Below are 16508 nucleotides of genomic sequence, written 5' to 3'. Positions count from 1 at the left end.
AACGCAGGATTGGCAGTGAGATCAGCTAACGCGATTACGCAGCCTGGGATCGGACTCAGACGCAACCGAACTGACTATGACTGTGGGACGGCATCCTTCTGTGCAGGCGCTTCGGCCGCCTGCGGCCTATTCATGCTCTCGACCTCCGCGGTAGTTTTAAAGTCCAAAAGCTCGACCTGAAACACAAGATCGGAGTTGGCCGGGATCGGGCCTGACGCTTGCGACCCATAGGCCATCGCCGCAGGAATACAGAACCGTGCGACGCCATTCTTGGCTAGCATCTGCAATCCTTGAGAGAAGCCCGCGATCACGCCGTTGACCGGCAATGGGGACCGCATCCCTTGATCGAACACTGCCCCAGTCGTTGCCAGGTAGCCGATGTAGTTCACTAGCGAGACATCGCCTTGGGTGGGCTTCGCGCCAGATCCGGGACGCAGCATCGTATATCCCAACCCGGTAGGCGCGCGTGCCGAACACAAGCGCTGCCCCTTTGGCACTATGGGAGTCAAAGGTAGTGCGATGATAGCACTGCTTGCCTTCACCGGCGCAGGTACTGAACCGCGCGGCTTCCCTTTTTGAAGCGCCGCCCCGTTGACAGGTAACGGTGCTGCCAGCAGCGGCAGGACAACGGCGATAACGAGACGGCGCAAGGCACGTGGGGATAAGCTCATTTCCGGGGCTATATCCAGGCCACGGGCGACGCGCCACCGGTTCCATCCCGATATCATCGTGCGCATATTGGCGAGTGATCACCGGCAGGTACCGGTATCGTCGGCCGGTTCGCAACTCAGCGGTTTGTTGGATCGTTTGATGTAATCAAGGAGAGCAACAATGCCGATTACCCCGCACGACGAAGAACCTGGTTTTGAAACCGACGTCAACGAACTGCCAGATAGCGACAACGGTCCAGAAGATAGTCTAGAAGACAAACCGGCGCAAGACGTACAGCGCTCAGACGATCTCGAGGAAGCTCAGAAGGAAGGAGCCGAGGAGAGAGAAGAGGGCGGATTGTATTGAAATTGGGGCGGGACGTTCCGAACTTTTTCTGTGAATGTGTAATCGAAACGTCCCACCCCGTTTTGGCGACGCCAAGACGTTTCTAATGAACTGCAAACCGAGGTTATCAGCTGGGAGCGACTTCTTTCTTTAGCATCGCGTCCTTGAGCGTATTGCCTGCGATCCCCCCGGCAGCGACCGCAACAACGACATTGCCGACGAAAAACTCCACAATACCAACGACGCTGCCGAACGCGATCAGCGCCGAAGTCGTCACCGGTAGCGCGGCCGTTGCCTTACCGATCGCGACTTTCGCCTCTTGGCGGACAAGCCGAAGCCGTTCGAACACCGGCTCGAGCGATCGACCTTGATCGACTGCCGCGATCAGATCGCCCAGCGCACGATGCAGCGCCTTCAGTTGCTGCAGCGCTACCGCGCGATCGGCATCGACCGGTCCACCGTTGTCGCGGGCGAGTTCTTCATCGTCGATCAGCCGTTGCACGGCTTCCAGGGCAACAGGCGCTAACGCCTGAATGACAGCGGCATGCTCGCGCAGAGAAGGGCGCCCGGTCCATGTCGCCGAACTGACGGCATCCGGTCCGCGAACCTCGTCCCAGAGCGCCTTGAACTGCTCACGGACCATCTCACGCCGCAGGGTGCGATCCTTCGTTTCCCGAGCATGGCGTACAAACGCCTCAAGGCTCGGCTGCGCCGCGACAAAGGCCGGCGCCAACGGTCGCAGGTCGGTCCGGCCAAGCAGCGCCCGGCGCAGCGCCTTGTAGCGCGTGTCGTCCGCCAGATCCTGGATCCCATCGCAGGCACCCAGACATAGAGTTTGCAGACGCTGCAGCGCCTCTTCGTCGTTCAGCCCTTCCGGCCAGTGTGTTCCTGAATAGCCCATCGCATTCGATCCGTTTCGACTCAGCTGGCTGTCGAATGCACGATTACGTGGCTGTAGGACATACCAAGAACATCGAAGCGTCAGAACGTCATAGACATACCGCTAACGATGATGTTGGTAGACCGGACCGATGCCGATCCGCCCCGAACATGTCTTCTTGTATCCCATCGACTGGCCCCAGCTATCGCATTTGGTCCGCTTCGTACGGGCAGGCGGACGCTGCGAACATTGCGGGCGCCCACATGGGCAGCGGGTCTTCCACCTCGGAGACGGACGCTGGTGGGACAAAGGCAGGTCGTATTGGCGTGACGGCGACGGCCGGCGTGTTCGTCGACCGACTGAGAACATCCTTCAGATGGGAAAATGGACACCGGTGGTCTTGGCCTGCGCGCATCTCAATCATGATCCCAGCGACAGCGCGCTTCACCAGCTGGCAGCGCTCTGCCAGCGCTGCCACATGATTTACGACGGTCCTGAGCATCGCCGTCGACGTTGGATGAACGCGCATTACCGGCGTGCGCTCGGCGATCTGTTCTACGGCCCATATCCGATGCGAGGGGCGGACTGGATCACGCCGACACCCATCAGCATGCTCGACGACAGTAGATCACTATACGCGAGCGTCCGGTAGCGGAGCACCGGATACGCTGAGCGGCCTGGGTTCAGACAAAAAAAGGGGCCGCCAAAAGCGACCCGGGAGGTTTTAGGAGAGGATGCCTGAAAGGCGTCACCTTGGTATCCGCCAGGCAGGGCAATGGCGAATGCAAATCTGTCTAATCTGGATTGCATTTCATGCACTTGGCAGAAGGTTGTGGCCAAATTCATTCCCTGCCGAGCTCGACGACAGGGTTACTGACGAAGGTACGACTGCGCGGGAAACGGGCCGGATTCCCCACGCCGATCGCCATGCCCAACGGCCGTCGTTTGCATATTCGCAAGGGCGTTAGCGCGGCTCCGCAGCCCATAGCAAAACGTGCTTCGCAGCGTCAGTAGCTGGAACCTTATCCACATGAGTATCGAGTCTGACGCTTGACCAAACGGTTCTGGTAACGGAACATAAAGGGAACAGGTAGAGTCTAGACATCATGATCACCGCCCTCGAGTCCCTGCCGACCACCATCGCCCACCTGCGGACAATCGCCACGCCTGTGGTGGATCACCGCATCATGCCATTCGGTATCCCTGCGCTCGACGATCGCCTCGCAAGCAGGGGCCTTCGCGCTGGAGCGCTGCACGAGGTCGCCGCACAAAGCTGTTCGATGGTCGACGATGCCGCAGCAACGCTGTTCCTGGCGGGCATTGCCGCGCGAGAGGCAGCCCAAACCGGCGGACCGGTGCTGTGGGTGAGCTGTCGCAACGATCTCTATGCGCCGGGCTTGGAGCAGGCGGGGCTATCATCTGCCGACTTGATTCACGCACAACCCCGTGACGATGCAGCCTTGCTGGCCGTCGTCGAAGACGCGGTGCGCGACGGAACGCCGTCGGCGGTGATCGCCGAGGTTAGCCGGATGGCGATGGTCGCGACCCGGCGCCTGCAACTGGTCGCGGCCGACGCCGACATTCCCGTTCTCATCCTGCGACGCAGACGTAATCGCGACCAGGATCCGCTCGCCGAGCCGTCTGCGGCCTGGACCCGCTGGCGGATCGCCAGTGCGTCGTCCGAGCCCCTGGGTGTCGCCGGCGTCGGCCGATCCCGGTGGCAGGTCGCGGTCGCACGGCAGCGTGGCGGCGAAGCATTTTCGATGATTTTGGAGGGCTGCGATGAGACGGGTTGTCTCGCTGTTCCTGCCGCACTTGGCCATCGAGCGGCTGAGACGGCTGGACCGGCACGCCACGCGGCCGCCTGAGCGGCCTGCCCTTCAGCTTCCCGTCGACGACGATCCCGGTGCGTGTTCGGTACCGCGGGGCGGCGGGTGGCGGCCGGGTGCGCGGTGGGCTCGTGCCGACATGCCAACCAGGCAGGATGTGGAAGGTGAGATCGAAGCGCTACCCGCGCATGCGAAACCACCCATGCGTGAACTTGGCCGACGATCGGAGGCGGCGAACCATCCGTTTCATGGGTTTGCGCAAGCCGACAGTCACGACAGGGTCGCGGCGACCGTTGCCGCGTTCCACAGGGCGCCGCTCGCGCTGGTGGGCAAGGTCGGCCGGCGCGAAGAGGTGGTTGCCGCCTGCGATGGCGCTGCCGCGTTAGGGATCACGATCGGGATGGCCGCGACCCATGCGCGTGCGCTGGTGTCCGATCTCGACATCCGACCTTCCGAGACCGAGGCGGATGCCGCGATGCTGGATCAGCTCGTGCTACGCGCGGTGCGCCGCTGGTCGCCGATCGCAGCCGCCACACCGCCCGACGGGCTATGGCTCGACCTGACCGGCTGTGCGCATCTCCATGGCGGGGAAGAACGGTTCTGCCGGCGTCTGCGCGCGTTTTGCCAGCGTGCCGGGTTCACCGCGCGCGTGGCGGTTGCAGACACACCGGGCGCGGCCCACGCTATTGCCCGGTTCGGGCCTGCCGACATCGCGATCGTGCCCACAGGGCGGACGGTCGAAGCGCTCAGCGGCCTACCGGTCGCGGCCTTGCGCCTAGCAGGCACCGCGCTCGTTGCCGCCCGCAAGTTCGGCTTCGAACGCGTCGCCGATCTTCTACCGGTCGCGCGCGGGCCTTTGGCACGCCGGCTCGGGCTGGCTGCGATCACGCGGCTCGATCAGGCACTCGGCGCGGTCGCCGAACCTATCACGCCGCGCACCGACGAGGTCATGCCGATCGTCGAGCGCCGGCTGCTCGAACCGATCGTCACCGCAGACGCGATCGCGCAGGTCATGGAGGATCTGCTCGGCGACATGGCCGAACTGCTGCGCGCAAAGGGACTCGGCGGACGGTCGCTGCGCCTCGGTGGCTTACGCGTCGATGGCAGCGAGCAGGTCGTCGCCGTCGGCACCTCACGCCCGACGCGCGAGGTCTCGCACCTGCTGCGGCTCATGAAGCTCAGGATCGAACGGATCGATCCAGGACTGGGGCTCGAGCAATTTTATCTGGCGGCGCCGCACACCGAGCCGCTCGACGCGGTCGATCTCGGCGCGGTTCTCGCCGGTGAGGTTCTCGTGCGTGATCCGGCCCGTCTCGTCGACGTCGTTGCCGGCCGCATCGGCGCTGACGCCGTATTCCGGATCGCGCCGGTCGAAAGTCATGTGCCTGAGCGTGCCGTCATGCGGGCCGACCCGGTGGTGGCGCCCGCGGGCTGGCCGAAATGGCGCCGACCGACGCGCCTGCTGACGAGGCCCGAACCGCTGTGGGGCGTGATCGCGCTGATGCCCGATCAGCCGCCCCGGCGGTTCGAGTGGCGCGGCCGGCCGCACAAGGTCGTCGCTGGCGACGGCCCCGAGCGGATCCACGGTGAGTGGTGGCGCCGTGACGCGGAAGTGTGGGCTGTCCGCGACTATTACCGCGTCGAGGACGATACCGGCGGTCGCTACTGGGTGTTCCGGCGTGGCGACGGGTTCGTCGAGGATACCGGCGATCTCAGCTGGTGGATGCACGGCGTGTTCGCATGACCGACTATGTCGAACTTCAGGTCCTCACGCATTTCTCACTGCTGCGCGGCGCGTCGAGCCCCGAGGAGTTGTTCGCGGCTGCGGCGCTGCTTGGCTATCCCTCGATCGGGGTCAGCGACATCGGCACCGTCGCGGGCGTGGTGCGCGCCTGGGAAGCGCAGAAGGCGACGGGCATACGCTCGATCGCCGGCACACGCGTCAATCTATCCTGCGGCCGGCAGTTGCTGCTCTACCCGACCAACCGCCCCGCCTGGTCGCGCCTGACGCGTCTGCTGACAGTGGGCAAGAAGCGGGCGGGGAAGGGCGGGTGTCTTCTCCACTGGCATGACCTCGAACCCTGGTCGGAGGGCATGATCGCCATCCTGCTGCCGCACGAGGCAGACGAGGATAATCTGGCAGCGCTCGCGGACCTGAAGACTCTCTATGGCCGTCGCGGGTATATGGCACTGTTCCAGCGGCGCCGGCCGGACGATGCCGTGCGGATCGACGCGCTGGCGCGGCAGGCGGGCGGCGCTGGCGTTCGTGCGGTGGTGACGGGGGATGTCCTCTACCACGCGCCCGAAGCAAGGCTGCTCCAGGACGTGGTGACGGCCGTGCGCGAGAAATGCACTGTCGACGAACTCGGCTACCGGCGTGAGGTCAATGCCGACCGTGCGCTCAAATCCCCCGACGAAATGGTCCGGCGGTTCAAGGCGTATCCCGATGCGCTACGCGCGAGCGTCGACATCGCGCGTCTGTGTACCTTCGATCTAGGTGAACTGGCCTATCAGTATCCGCACGAGCGGCTGATCGACGGGCTGACCGCGCAAGAAGCCTTGCAGAAGCTGGCGGAAGACGCTGTCGCTGCCATGTTCAACGGCGCGGTGCCGGCTGCCTATACCGAGCAGATCGCCCACGAGATGCGGCTGATCGGCGAGCTCGGCTATGCGCCGTATTTCCTGACCGTTTACGCGATCGTCCGCGAGGCGCGCCGGCGCGGGATCCTGTGCCAGGGGCGCGGTTCGGCTGCCAATTCCTGCGTCTGCTTCGTGCTAGGCGTCACCTCGATCGACCCGATCAAGCATGAGTTGCTGTTCGAGCGGTTCGTCAGTGGCGAGCGCCGCGAGCCGCCCGATATCGACGTCGATTTCGAGCATGAGCGTCGCGAAGAGATCATCCAGTGGATCTACGAAACCTATGGCCGCAACCACTCGGCGTTGACCGCGGTCGTCACACGCTACCGGGCGCGCGGCGCGGTGCGCGACGTCGGCAAGGCGCTCGGCTTGCCCGAAAACCTGACCTCGTCATTGGCCGGCCAGGTCTGGGGCTGGTCGGCCGAAGGCGTCGGCGAAAAGCAGGTCAACGAATTGAACCTCGACATCGGCGATCGTCGCCTGCGCCTCACGCTCGAGCTCGCCCGCAAGCTGATTGGCGTGCCCCGCCACATGTCGCAGCACCCGGGCGGCTTCGTGCTCACCCATGACCGTCTCGACGATCTGGTCCCGATCGAACCCGCTGCGATGGAAGACCGGCAGATCATCGAATGGGACAAGGACGACATCGACGCGCTGAAGTTCATGAAGGTCGACGTGCTGGGTCTCGGCATGCTCGGCTGCATGAACCGCGCCTTCAACATGCTCGAGGCGGACAAGGGGCTGTGCGTTGGCCTGGCCGACCTGCAGGACGACGATCCCGACGTCTATGCGATGATCTCGAAGGCCGACACGCTCGGCACCTTCCAGATCGAGAGCCGCGCGCAGATGTCGATGCTGCCGCGCATGAAGCCGCGGCGCTTCTATGATCTCGTCATTCAGGTTGCGATCGTACGACCAGGACCGATCCAGGGCGACATGGTCCACCCGTATCTGCGCCGGCGCGAAGGGCTGGAGAAGCCGGAATACCCACGGCCCGAGCTGCGCGGGGTGCTGGAAAAGACGCTCGGCGTGCCGCTGTTCCAGGAACAGGCGATGAAGGTCGCGATTGTCGGTGCCGGGTTCACGCCGGCCGAAGCCGATCAGCTGCGTCGCGCCATGGCGACGTTCAAATTCACAGGCGGCGTGTCGCACTTCAGTGAAAAGCTGATCGGGGGCATGGTCGAGCGTGGCTACCCGCGTGAGTTTGCCGAGCGCACCTTCCGGCAGCTCGAGGGCTTTGGCTCTTACGGCTTTCCCGAAAGCCACGCGGCGTCGTTCGCCAAGATCTCCTACGCCTCGTCGTGGATGAAGCATCATCACCCGGACGTATTCTGCGCGAGCCTCATGAACGCGCAACCGATGGGCTTCTATGCGCCCGCACAGATCGTACGCGATGCGCGCGAGCACGGCGTTGTGGTTCGCCCCCCTTGCGTCAACGCAAGCCGCTGGGACTGCACGCTGGAGCCGTATGGCGGGCGGTACCTCGCCGTACGGCTGGGGCTCCGGCAGATCCGCGGGCTGTCCAACGCGGACGGCGCCAAGATCGTCGGTGCGCGCGAGCTGACCGCGTTCGAGAGCGTGGAGGACGTATGGCGCCGATCAGGCGTGCAGCGCGCCGCGATCGAGAAGCTTGCGGATGGCGATGCCTTCCACAGCTTCGGTGCCGATCGTCGGCAAGGCTTGTGGAAGGTGAGGGGGCTCGGCGAAGCGCCGTTGCCGCTGTTCGCCGCGGCCGACCGCGCGGATCAGGCGGTCAGCGCGGAAGGGATTGAACCGGATGTCGAACTGCGCCCACTGACCGACGGTCGTGAGGTGATCGAGGACTACCGCGCGCTGCAACTCTCGCTGCGCGCGCATCCGCTGACCTTCGTCCGTGATGAGCTGGCCAGACGCGGCGTGACCAAATGCGCGGACTTGGCGACGATCCGTGACGGACGGCATGTCGAGGTCGCCGGCATCATCCTCGTTCGCCAAAAGCCCGGGTCTGCCAAGGGTGTGCTGTTCATCACGATCGAAGACGAGACCGGAATCGCCAACGGCATTCTGTGGCCCGATCGGTTCGAGCGGCAGCGCCGCACCGTCATGTCCGCGTCGATGATCGGCATGAAGGGCAGGGTGCAGAAGGAAGGTGAGGTCATCCACGTCATCTGCGACCGGATCATCGACCACGGCGATCTGCTGCACCGGGTCGGCGAGATGTCGTTCCCGCACCGGACCGGCCGCGGTGACGGCGCGAAGCATGCCGGCTCCCCCGACCGCGGGGACAAGGGCTGGAGCCCGAACCCGCGCAATTCCTACTGGCCACCCCATGCGGACGGCATGGATCCGGAAGCTGTCGTGAAGTTCAAATCTCACGACTTCCACTGATGGCCAAGCTCGTCCGTCATCAGCGCGTTGTCATCGCACTATCGGTGCATATCTTGCGGGGCGGCGTTGCGCGTTGCTCGGACGCTCGCGTCGATGTCGTCGAAATCCGGTTGGCGCTGCGCTGCCTGCTGCCGCACTGCCCGGAACGCTGGCCGCTCGAACTCTACTGGGATGCCGCAGCCCAAGAGAACGAGATCGGCAGGGCACAGGGCGTGACCGCGGCGTTCAACGGGATCGTCCGCCAGCTGCGGCGCGCCGGCTGTTATGAAGAGGTAACCGAACCGTGAGTATGCGACTACCGCGAGCAGCCATTGCTCGCGTTCCCGAAGGCACGCGGATCGTCAGCGTTGAGCGCATGTCGCGGGCGTTCACCAAATATCATCTCGACGACGGCCGCGCGCTGCACCGGTTCAAGATGGAAGAGCCGCACGCCACGCCGCATGATCACCCTTGGAGTTTCGAGACGGAGATCCTCGATGGCGGCTATGTCGAAGAGGTGTTCCACCTGGATCCGAGCGGCGGTTGGCATAGCGAACTCGTCCACCGCATCCCGGGCAAAACCTACCATGTCGACGCCGCGCACATTCACCGCATCGTCGAACTGCCGACGGGTGAATGTTGGACCCTCGTTCGTGCAGGTCACCACACCCGGGAAACTCGGTTCTGGCGGTTCGGAGACAGGGTTCAGTCCCGGGCGTGGCATGAGCGCCGATGGACGCGCTTCGGATAAGCCATTACGGCGAGAGCCAGTCCGCCCCGACTTTCATGACGGCGTTGGCCGGGGAAGGGCATCGAGCGCTGCCGATACCTGCAGGCGCAGATCGTCGTCCCGGGTGATCTCCAACATCGCACTGAGGCTGCTGCGGGCGCCGGCCACATCACCTGCGACCAGCTGAAGTCTGGCGCGCTCCCACCAACCATGGGCATGCGTAGGTGCCACGATCGTCATGCGATCGTACAGGACCAGTGCGCGCGCAGGGTTGCCAGCCTGCTCGGCACGGGTTGCCTGGTTAAGCAACAGTCGAACGAGCGCCGATCGGTTCGACAGGGGAAGCATCCCGTCGGAAAACCGCGCCTGACCCGTCATCTGCTCCAACAACGCTTGCACCTGTTCCGGGGCGACGATGCGACCATCGTTGAAGGGATCGATGATCAGCGCATCCGACGCGTCGCCAAGGCGCACCAGGACGTGACCGGGGGTATTGAGCGGCATTGCCGACCATCCGAGACGTCGTGCCATCGCCACATAGAGGATCGACAGACTGATCGGCAGACCGAGCCTGCGATCGACGACAGCAATCAGGTCCGCATTCTGGGGATCGTCGTAGTGCGTACGGTCGCCGGAGAATCCGAACTCTTCAACCATCACGCTGCTCAGGGCTTGGGCCTGAGCAGCGCTGCCCACTGCATCGCCGTCAGCAGCGCGCAGGGCTATTTCTATGTCGGTCAGCTCGTCGATATATTCATCGAGATCGACACCGGGGTGATCGAGCGCTGCGAGTTCAATTGCAGCCAGATCAAGCTCGATCTCTGTGTCTTCCATCAGCCCGAGATGAAGAATGCTATTGGTCATGAGTCGTTAGATGGGAGGCTGCTTCGACGGTTTCTATGGCGACGCCAGGATACGGCGCGCCTGATCCATGACCAGTTTATGATACGTGAGCAGCGACTGTGCGGCACAGCCGGTTCCGCCCCTGATCACGATCCTGGACCCTACCGACATTGATACTGGCTGCGTGAAACCTACGACGATATCGTTGGCCTGCAGAAACCCTACGACCCTGCCAAAATGACCGTCCGGGGGCCTGTCTTCCCGACACGCAGCAAGGAACGGTAGCATTCGGCTATCCTTGGCATTCGAAATGACCGCGCCGAACGATCCATTGTGTCCGCTGCGTGTTGTAAGACGGTGACAGGGAGCCAAGATGATGACGCAGGATGACGAACGCTGGATGCGCGAAGCGATCACGATCGCCCGGTCGAAGGGATCCGACCCCTCGACCTCACCGCTGGGGTGCGTGATCGTACTCGATGGCAAGGTTATCGCGGGCGAGCGCAATCAGACCATGGAATTGCCGGACGCAACCGCGCATGCCGAGATGATGGCGATCAGACGGGCGTGTGAAAGCACCGGGGAATTGGAGCTGCGCGGTGCGACGCTCTACTCCACGCTGCAGCCCTGCGGCATGTGCACGATGGCGTCGATCTGGTCGAAGGTCGGGCGCGTTGTTTACGGGGCGGGCCGCGATGATGTCCACGAGATGTATTTCGAAGCACAGCACGTCGACACGCTGACGTTCATCGGCGACGCCTACCGCGACGATATCGTCATTGAGGGAGGCTGCCTTCGCGACGACTGCGCCAAGCTCTATTATGGTCCGGACGCAGAGCTGCCAGTCGACGAGCAGGCAAATCTATAGCGTGCTGCGGCTGCGCTAAACCGAACGAAACTTACCCTGGAGTCGGCGCGTTGCGGCGGTGCCGGAGCAGTTTACTTCGCGGCTATCCGCTCAGCGAGGACACTATCATGGGCTTGTTTTCCAAAGACATCGTGACGTTCGACGACCTGTTCCTGCATCAGCTGCAGGACGTTTATTACGCGGAAAGCCAGATCACCAAGGCGTTGCCGAAGATGGTCGACAAGGCGACGGCGCCAGCCCTGAAGCAGGGCTTCGAAACCCATCTGCGTGAGACGGAAGGGCAGATCACGCGCCTCGAGAGCATCTTCGACCTGCTCGGCGAGAAGGCAAAGGCAGTGACCTGCCCGGCGATCGACGGCATCATCAAGGAAGCCAACGAAGTCGCCGGCGAGATCGAGGACAAGGCGGTGCTCGATGCCGCGCTGATCGCGTCGGCACAGGCCGTCGAGCATTACGAGATCACGCGGTACGGTACGCTGATCGCCTGGGCGAACCAGCTCGGCCGCGCCGATATCGCAGCGATCCTGAAAGAGACGCTCGACGAGGAATATGCGACCGACGGCAAGTTGACGGCGATGGCAACGTCGAGCGTGAACGCCAAGGCGGAAGCGGTCACCGCATAAACGTTACGGTGTCGGGGGGCCGATGCTCCCCGACCATTTTTCCGCTTTCATAAAAGGCACGTTCGATGGCTGATGATATCGCATTCACGCTTCCCGAAGCTTTGCGTGCGCAAAAGCATATGCGCGATGCGCTGGGCCTGGGCGAGGAGCGGTTCCCGGTGCCGGCCTTCATCAACATGGTGAGCGACGAGATCGAGCAGCTGCGCGACGCTGGCAGGACCGATGGCGAAATCGCTGCGCTTGTCGAAGAATCGAGCGGTCATGCGCTCACCGAAGCGGATATCGCGCGCTACTACACGCCAGCCGAAGACCGGCACTCCAACGAGCATTGAACCGCCCCTTCCAGGTCAGCGATCGCGTCCCTTGCCGGGGGCAGGGGACACGGAATTACTGTCCTGAGCGCGACTACCGACACCCGCGTCGAGCGTCCCACCGGTTCTGATATTATCCGCGATACGCTGGCGCGCGGCTTCCCCTTGTGCGGTAATGCTGCGCGCGCTGTCGCCGCGGTCCCGCGCTAACTGCATTGCCGCATCGACGATCGTTTGTGCGGGTGCGAGGCGCGGATCGGCTAGGTTTTCCCAGGCGCGTTGTTGAGGAACAAAGCGGCAAGCCATCCTTGTCCAGGGGAATGGCCCTGCGGCAGGATCGGTCGTTCGAGCGAGCGTACCGCGCGCTGCAGTTGGGGGGGCGGCTGAGCATTGATCTGGACGCCAAGCGCGGCGCCGATCTCGCGGACACGCTCGAGCGGCGTCTGCTTGGGACCGATGACCGCGTCGACCTGCCGTATCCCGAGATAGGTTAAAGGTGCGACTGATACACCGGGCCTTTGGGATGCCGGACATAGGCGAGCTCCGTGCGCGCATGTGCTATCGCTGCCGATGGCGCCTCTGCCCGGACAAGCGCATGCAGACGATCGGCTGCCTGCTGGCGCGCGGCGGGCAGGTACCCCAAGCTGGGAAGCAACTGGATCACGCCAACCCCGCTCAGCATGCTAATGATCACCGCAGTGGAACGTCTTCCCGTAGACACTCGTTTTACTTATTGCGTTTACAAGTTGCAATCACTAGATGGCCTCCGCCCTGGGAGACGAAACATGGCTGCCGTGGCCTTCAATATCGACGAGGCCTACGAGCCCACTGCACACGAAATCGAGGCGGCCGGTAACGCTGCGCGTGCGCTGTCGAGGGTAGATTCCAGCCGCCCCATTCACCTGACTGTAGAAGGGGCAGGCGAGGACGTTATCACCCTACCGTCTGGTGTGTTCAACAGCATCGTCAAGATGCTGGTTGAGATCGGCAACGGTCATGCCGTCACTGTTGTGCCAGTACAGGCAGAACTTACAACCAGCCAGGCAGCCGACCTGCTCAACATGTCGCGTCCGCACCTCATCAAACTAGTAGAACGCGGTGACCTGCCGTTCCGGATGGTCGGCACGCATCGTAAGCTGCTCGGGCGCGACGTGCTGACCTACCGCAGCCGCATGGATGCGGCCCGGCATGAGGCCTTGCAGGGGATGGCGGACCTGGATCAGGAAGCTGGCCTTTTCGACGATCACGCGCCCCTCGATCGTCCCTGATGCTGGTCGGCCGCTACACCGTCCTGCTCGATGCCAACGTCATGCATCCCTCCATCGTGCGGGGTGCGCTTTTGTGGTTCGCCGCCAGCCGGCTGTTCCGGCCGCTTTGGAGCGAGGCGATCTTAGCCGAGTGGGAGGAAAGCCTGAGGCGGCGGTTTCCCGATCTGGCAGCTGACCATTTTCAACGCCAGCGGGCTTACATGGGCAGCTTCGGGGAGGCGCTGGTGGAAGGCTATGAACCGCTGATGCCTGCCCTGACGCTGCCTGATCCCAAAGACGTCCATGTTCTTGCGGCAGCGATTCACGGCAGAGCGGATGCGATCGTCACTTACAACCTCAAGGATTTTCCGGTCGAAGTGGCTGCCCGCCACGGTATCGAGGTAAAGCATCCCGACGACTTCATCGTCAATGTCATCGATCTTGATACGGCCAAGGCTCTGACCGCGATCGGTAGCCAGCGCCGTCAGTTTCGCAATCCAGTTGTAACCGCCGAAGATTACCTCGACCGCTTTCGGAAAAGCGGCTTGGTCCAAGCGAGCCACCGACTGCAACCCCTCGCCGAGCTATTTTGATAGAGGGTTCTGACACTAGTAAGCAGTTGAAGGCGTTGACCCATCTGAAGCGTCACTACCGTCCGGTTGTGACACTTGATCGTTCTATCAAAGACGATCATTTTAGCGCAGCGTTGATTGAGGCGGACGCCCGCCCTTCCTAGCTCCGCATTGACCCCGTGAGACCGGTCGGCGACATTGGCGTCCCAATCGTCGAGGTACTGATGACAGGATTGAATTTCGGCATACCGCGTCCGATCGGCACCGGGCTGCCGACCGAGCAGCCAATCCTGCTGACCCACGCCGCCAGCACCTTTCTCGATGCCCATGCGCGCATCGTGGCGGCAGGCAAGGTGATCAAGGCCAGGATAGACAAACGAGAGACGCAGATGGTGGCCGTGCCGGGGCTGATTGCCCTGGCGACCCTGCTGTATTGCGTATTCCACGGCTACATCGTGTCAGGTGTCATTCTGGCGGCGATCGTCGGATTTGGGGCGCTCTGCCTGGCAGGCATGGTCTCGGCGGTCATCGGCAAGCCGACCGATCCAACGCCTGCGCAGTTGATCGCCATTGGCGTCGAGGAGGTGCAGCGCTTCGCCCCACTTATGAACCGCGGACGCTATCAATGGGTTCGTCGGGACTATGATTTCGTCGGCGTGTTCCCCGATACGGGGTTCGTCTATTATTTCGGTCCGACAACCCGCTGGCAGCATCTGCTGATGGCAGGCCGCCAGACCGTCCGCCAGGTCCGGGTCAACATAACGACAAAAATCAGCCAGACCTCCACCAGCACGACCGCGCACGGCCGGCGTTATGCCTTGGCACCCACCCGCAACGTCGCGGTGCTGTCCAAAGGTAAATCGACCACCACGCACCAGACTTCGACGACCACGCGCACCAGCCATGTGCTGGAGATCCAGTATCAGGCCGGGGCAGGAACGGCACCGGCCTGGTTGTCGTTGAACTTCGGCGAAGACGGACGACTTGCCGAGGATTGGCGACTGATGATCGCTCAGACGGCGGGGCTGGCCTAGCTTCAGACTACCATCCTGGTCCGGCAACCGCCCTAATTACTGATCCTGGACGAACGATCGACGGCAAGGTCATCTCCTGCCACCTCTGTCTACCATTCAGCTTCGCCCCGTTACACAGACAGGGATACTGTCGCTGACGGAGATACGATGATGACGAAGAACGTGTTTTGCATGCTGGTGCCGGTATTGGGCCTCGCCATCCTTGGCGCATGTGCAACGACCGGAACCACCGAACCCGGACGTACGGTCTGCCGCCCCGCCGCTGCAGCAACGCTGGTCGGCAAGGCCGCTCCCGACGATGCTGCCATCCTCCGGACGACCGGAAGCTCGATCGTACGCCGCATCGCCCCTGGTGATGCGACCACGAAGGACTTCCGCGAGGAACGCGTCACGGTCACGATCGCCAACGGTCAGGTGGTTGCCGCGTCCTGTGGCTGAGCGTCACCGGTTGGTAAGAATGGTCCCGACCATGCTGTTTCTCATCGGCTGCGCTTCTACCCGCCCGGTGGAAGGGCCGGTACGCTTAGGACAGATGGCAGCCGTCAACGGCCCGCGGGTCCGGGCGGATCGCGTGATCGAGGACAGCCGCTGCCCGACTGACGTGCAATGCGTCCAGGCGGGTCGCCTGATCGTGCGGGTGACCGTATTCGGGGGTGGGTGGTCCCGACAGTTCGATCTACAGCCCGGCGTCCCCGTCCATGTCGCTGACGGCAGCCTGACGCTGGTCGAGGCTACTCCGCTCCCGCGCACGACGCGGCCTCGAACTAGGATGCACGCGTACCGCTTCACCTTCAATTTTCAGGGAGGGTTGTGACTAGGTGGCAAACTACCCGATCTCCTCGACCTTTACGATCGTGGGAATGGAAGATCCGCCATGCTCGACCGCTTCCTTTCCCAGCGCCGCGTCGCGCGCGTCCTCTTCGGTGGCTTGATGGACCTCGAATACCTTCTCGAGCGGTTTTCCCATCGGAAAGAGGCAGCTCACCGTCACCTTCCAAAGCCTGTCCGTCATTGTGACTTCTCCCTTGCCAGCTGATCCCGCCTGTCGATTGCAGCCGGCGTATCCGGCCGCGACAGGGTAATAGTGCATTTCGTGGATTTGGCGTTCTTGCCCATAGCCCTGCGGCATCCGTCCACCGCATCGCGATTGTCCTGCACGATGATCGCACCCTCCACCATTGTGTCCCAATTGACCGGCAATGCTGCCGCACCGAGCCGCCCGGCCCCGTTCCACATGCCATCCGTACCGAGCGTGCTCGTCGTCATCCGCTCGGGCCAGTGCCTGCTCGTTGGAGCGACGTTGCGCGCCACGAACCCCGGCAGCACTGACCATATCCAAACCGATCGAGCGTGTCGGTGTGGCAGTGACCTGCTCCCCGTTTTCAGGCCGCTGATAACTTAGCTTCGGTGTCCATATGCCCGTGGCGGGGGCGGTTCGTAAACTCGGCGGGTGCCATCCCGCCAAGACTGCTGTGCGGACGCACGGTGTTGTAGTCGGTCCGCCATGCCTCGATGATCCGTCTCGCCGCAGCCAGCGAGGGGAACAGGTGTTCGTTCAGACACTCGTCGCGCAAGCGACCATTGAACGATTC

At 63.1% G+C, this 16508-nt stretch carries 22 protein-coding genes; 16 read left to right on the top strand and 6 right to left on the bottom strand.

Translation table 11 applies throughout. The features are described 5' to 3' along the window. Positions 1-74: 74 nt before the first annotated feature. Entirely contained in the window at positions 75-440 is a 366-nt protein-coding gene (locus C8J47_RS19045) for an FKBP-type peptidyl-prolyl cis-trans isomerase (RefSeq protein ID WP_056056305.1), read from the bottom strand. Between the two features lie 391 nt (positions 441-831). On the opposite strand from C8J47_RS19045, the gene C8J47_RS18770 reads away from it, so the two are divergent. Continuing rightward, positions 832-1017: a hypothetical protein gene (locus tag C8J47_RS18770; protein ID WP_147454240.1), complete on the top strand. Its 186-nt coding sequence runs from the start codon at positions 832-834 to the stop codon at positions 1015-1017. A gap of 106 nt (positions 1018-1123) precedes the next feature. Here C8J47_RS18770 and C8J47_RS00105 read toward each other — a convergent pair whose 3' ends face one another. Further along, the gene (locus tag C8J47_RS00105) at positions 1124-1897 is read right to left on the bottom strand and encodes a hypothetical protein (RefSeq protein ID WP_056056307.1); all 774 of its coding nucleotides are present in this window, start codon (positions 1895-1897) and stop codon (positions 1124-1126) included. A gap of 457 nt (positions 1898-2354) precedes the next feature. Between C8J47_RS00105 and C8J47_RS19395 the strand changes: the two genes are divergently transcribed. The 6 genes from C8J47_RS19395 to C8J47_RS00075 all read left to right on the top strand — a co-directional run bounded on the left by C8J47_RS19395 (position 2355) and on the right by C8J47_RS00075 (position 9439). After that, positions 2355-2528: a hypothetical protein gene (locus C8J47_RS19395; RefSeq protein ID WP_259467271.1), complete on the top strand. Its 174-nt coding sequence runs from the start codon at positions 2355-2357 to the stop codon at positions 2526-2528. Positions 2529-2982: 454 nt separating this feature from the next. After that, complete coding sequence (locus C8J47_RS00095; protein ID WP_259467270.1) at positions 2983-3744, top strand: ImuA family protein; 762 nt, start codon at positions 2983-2985, stop codon at positions 3742-3744. Between the two features lie 163 nt (positions 3745-3907). Beyond that, entirely contained in the window at positions 3908-5449 is a 1542-nt protein-coding gene (locus C8J47_RS00090) for a DNA polymerase Y family protein (protein ID WP_121883976.1), read from the top strand. After that, the gene (locus C8J47_RS00085) at positions 5446-8709 is read left to right on the top strand and encodes an error-prone DNA polymerase (protein ID WP_121883975.1); all 3264 of its coding nucleotides are present in this window, start codon (positions 5446-5448) and stop codon (positions 8707-8709) included. Before C8J47_RS00090 ends, C8J47_RS00085 begins: the two co-directional genes overlap by 4 nt. Beyond that, positions 8709-8996 carry a hypothetical protein gene (locus C8J47_RS00080; RefSeq protein ID WP_056056312.1) on the top strand — a complete coding sequence of 96 codons (288 nt, stop codon included), beginning with the start codon at positions 8709-8711 and terminating at the stop codon, positions 8994-8996. The genes C8J47_RS00085 and C8J47_RS00080 overlap by 1 nt, the downstream gene beginning before the upstream one ends. Before the next feature lie 68 nt (positions 8997-9064). After that, on the top strand, positions 9065-9439 hold the full coding sequence (locus C8J47_RS00075) for a hypothetical protein (protein WP_056056315.1): 375 nt from the start codon (positions 9065-9067) through the stop codon (positions 9437-9439). Between the two features lie 33 nt (positions 9440-9472). Here C8J47_RS00075 and C8J47_RS00070 read toward each other — a convergent pair whose 3' ends face one another. Beyond that, entirely contained in the window at positions 9473-10282 is an 810-nt protein-coding gene (locus tag C8J47_RS00070) for a SirB1 family protein (protein WP_121883974.1), read from the bottom strand. A gap of 355 nt (positions 10283-10637) precedes the next feature. Between C8J47_RS00070 and C8J47_RS00060 the strand changes: the two genes are divergently transcribed. From C8J47_RS00060 to C8J47_RS00020, 9 genes are all read left to right on the top strand, one after another. Then, on the top strand, positions 10638-11129 hold the full coding sequence (locus C8J47_RS00060; protein ID WP_404969230.1) for a nucleoside deaminase: 492 nt from the start codon (positions 10638-10640) through the stop codon (positions 11127-11129). 107 nt (positions 11130-11236) lie between these two features. After that, positions 11237-11752, top strand: a complete 516-nt coding sequence (locus tag C8J47_RS00055; RefSeq protein ID WP_121883973.1) for a ferritin-like domain-containing protein — start codon at positions 11237-11239, stop codon at positions 11750-11752. A 65-nt stretch (positions 11753-11817) separates the two neighbouring features. Then, a complete protein-coding gene (locus C8J47_RS00050; RefSeq protein ID WP_056056324.1) occupies positions 11818-12084 on the top strand; it encodes a hypothetical protein in 267 nt (88 codons plus the stop codon). Between the two features lie 299 nt (positions 12085-12383). Continuing rightward, positions 12384-12557 carry a hypothetical protein gene (locus tag C8J47_RS19040; RefSeq protein ID WP_156364443.1) on the top strand — a complete coding sequence of 58 codons (174 nt, stop codon included), beginning with the start codon at positions 12384-12386 and terminating at the stop codon, positions 12555-12557. Between the two features lie 291 nt (positions 12558-12848). Beyond that, the gene (locus C8J47_RS00040) at positions 12849-13331 is read left to right on the top strand and encodes a helix-turn-helix domain-containing protein (RefSeq protein ID WP_056056328.1); all 483 of its coding nucleotides are present in this window, start codon (positions 12849-12851) and stop codon (positions 13329-13331) included. Further along, the gene (locus C8J47_RS00035) at positions 13331-13903 is read left to right on the top strand and encodes a putative toxin-antitoxin system toxin component, PIN family (RefSeq protein WP_056056331.1); all 573 of its coding nucleotides are present in this window, start codon (positions 13331-13333) and stop codon (positions 13901-13903) included. Before C8J47_RS00040 ends, C8J47_RS00035 begins: the two co-directional genes overlap by 1 nt. 158 nt (positions 13904-14061) lie before the next feature. Beyond that, positions 14062-14916: a hypothetical protein gene (locus tag C8J47_RS00030; protein ID WP_121883972.1), complete on the top strand. Its 855-nt coding sequence runs from the start codon at positions 14062-14064 to the stop codon at positions 14914-14916. A 147-nt stretch (positions 14917-15063) separates the two neighbouring features. Next, positions 15064-15354 carry an I78 family peptidase inhibitor gene (locus tag C8J47_RS00025; protein WP_056056335.1) on the top strand — a complete coding sequence of 97 codons (291 nt, stop codon included), beginning with the start codon at positions 15064-15066 and terminating at the stop codon, positions 15352-15354. 94 nt (positions 15355-15448) lie between these two features. Then, positions 15449-15730 carry a hypothetical protein gene (locus C8J47_RS00020; RefSeq protein ID WP_201780754.1) on the top strand — a complete coding sequence of 94 codons (282 nt, stop codon included), beginning with the start codon at positions 15449-15451 and terminating at the stop codon, positions 15728-15730. Positions 15731-15742: 12 nt separating this feature from the next. Here C8J47_RS00020 and C8J47_RS00015 read toward each other — a convergent pair whose 3' ends face one another. From C8J47_RS00015 to C8J47_RS00005, 3 genes are all read right to left on the bottom strand, one after another. Beyond that, positions 15743-15928: a hypothetical protein gene (locus tag C8J47_RS00015; RefSeq protein WP_056056337.1), complete on the bottom strand. Its 186-nt coding sequence runs from the start codon at positions 15926-15928 to the stop codon at positions 15743-15745. Beyond that, positions 15925-16242: a DUF6118 family protein gene (locus C8J47_RS00010; protein ID WP_056056339.1), complete on the bottom strand. Its 318-nt coding sequence runs from the start codon at positions 16240-16242 to the stop codon at positions 15925-15927. Before C8J47_RS00010 ends, C8J47_RS00015 begins: the two co-directional genes overlap by 4 nt. A gap of 56 nt (positions 16243-16298) precedes the next feature. After that, positions 16299-16508 (bottom strand): integrase core domain-containing protein (locus C8J47_RS00005; protein WP_147454239.1); only part of this gene is annotated, 210 nt, incomplete at its 5' end.

The organism is Sphingomonas sp. PP-F2F-G114-C0414, assembly GCF_003688595.1.
Lineage (GTDB): Bacteria > Pseudomonadota > Alphaproteobacteria > Sphingomonadales > Sphingomonadaceae > Sphingomonas.
Note: the sequence above shows the minus strand (reverse complement) of the source record. Positions and strands in the feature narration are given on the sequence as shown.

What these genes read in the sequence shown, in the direction of transcription:
- C8J47_RS00050 (WP_056056324.1), top strand. Translation starts at nt 11,818, where the DNA reads ATGGCTGATGATATCGCATTCACGCTTCCCGAAGCTTTGCGTGCGCAA.
- C8J47_RS00020 (WP_201780754.1), top strand. Translation starts at nt 15,449, where the DNA reads ATGGCAGCCGTCAACGGCCCGCGGGTCCGGGCGGATCGCGTGATCGAG.
- C8J47_RS00095 (WP_259467270.1), top strand. Translation starts at nt 2,983, where the DNA reads ATGATCACCGCCCTCGAGTCCCTGCCGACCACCATCGCCCACCTGCGG.
- C8J47_RS00015 (WP_056056337.1), bottom strand. Translation starts at nt 15,928, where the DNA reads ATGACGGACAGGCTTTGGAAGGTGACGGTGAGCTGCCTCTTTCCGATG.
- C8J47_RS00040 (WP_056056328.1), top strand. Translation starts at nt 12,849, where the DNA reads ATGGCTGCCGTGGCCTTCAATATCGACGAGGCCTACGAGCCCACTGCA.
- C8J47_RS00055 (WP_121883973.1), top strand. Translation starts at nt 11,237, where the DNA reads ATGGGCTTGTTTTCCAAAGACATCGTGACGTTCGACGACCTGTTCCTG.
- C8J47_RS00025 (WP_056056335.1), top strand. Translation starts at nt 15,064, where the DNA reads ATGATGACGAAGAACGTGTTTTGCATGCTGGTGCCGGTATTGGGCCTC.
- C8J47_RS00075 (WP_056056315.1), top strand. Translation starts at nt 9,065, where the DNA reads ATGTCGCGGGCGTTCACCAAATATCATCTCGACGACGGCCGCGCGCTG.
- C8J47_RS00080 (WP_056056312.1), top strand. Translation starts at nt 8,709, where the DNA reads ATGGCCAAGCTCGTCCGTCATCAGCGCGTTGTCATCGCACTATCGGTG.
- C8J47_RS18770 (WP_147454240.1), top strand. Translation starts at nt 832, where the DNA reads ATGCCGATTACCCCGCACGACGAAGAACCTGGTTTTGAAACCGACGTC.
- C8J47_RS19395 (WP_259467271.1), top strand. Translation starts at nt 2,355, where the DNA reads ATGATTTACGACGGTCCTGAGCATCGCCGTCGACGTTGGATGAACGCG.
- C8J47_RS19040 (WP_156364443.1), top strand. Translation starts at nt 12,384, where the DNA reads ATGGCCCTGCGGCAGGATCGGTCGTTCGAGCGAGCGTACCGCGCGCTG.
- C8J47_RS00105 (WP_056056307.1), bottom strand. Translation starts at nt 1,897, where the DNA reads ATGGGCTATTCAGGAACACACTGGCCGGAAGGGCTGAACGACGAAGAG.
- C8J47_RS00070 (WP_121883974.1), bottom strand. Translation starts at nt 10,282, where the DNA reads ATGACCAATAGCATTCTTCATCTCGGGCTGATGGAAGACACAGAGATC.
- C8J47_RS19045 (WP_056056305.1), bottom strand. Translation starts at nt 440, where the DNA reads ATGCTGCGTCCCGGATCTGGCGCGAAGCCCACCCAAGGCGATGTCTCG.
- C8J47_RS00060 (WP_404969230.1), top strand. Translation starts at nt 10,638, where the DNA reads ATGACGCAGGATGACGAACGCTGGATGCGCGAAGCGATCACGATCGCC.
- C8J47_RS00090 (WP_121883976.1), top strand. Translation starts at nt 3,908, where the DNA reads ATGCGTGAACTTGGCCGACGATCGGAGGCGGCGAACCATCCGTTTCAT.
- C8J47_RS00035 (WP_056056331.1), top strand. Translation starts at nt 13,331, where the DNA reads ATGCTGGTCGGCCGCTACACCGTCCTGCTCGATGCCAACGTCATGCAT.
- C8J47_RS00085 (WP_121883975.1), top strand. Translation starts at nt 5,446, where the DNA reads ATGACCGACTATGTCGAACTTCAGGTCCTCACGCATTTCTCACTGCTG.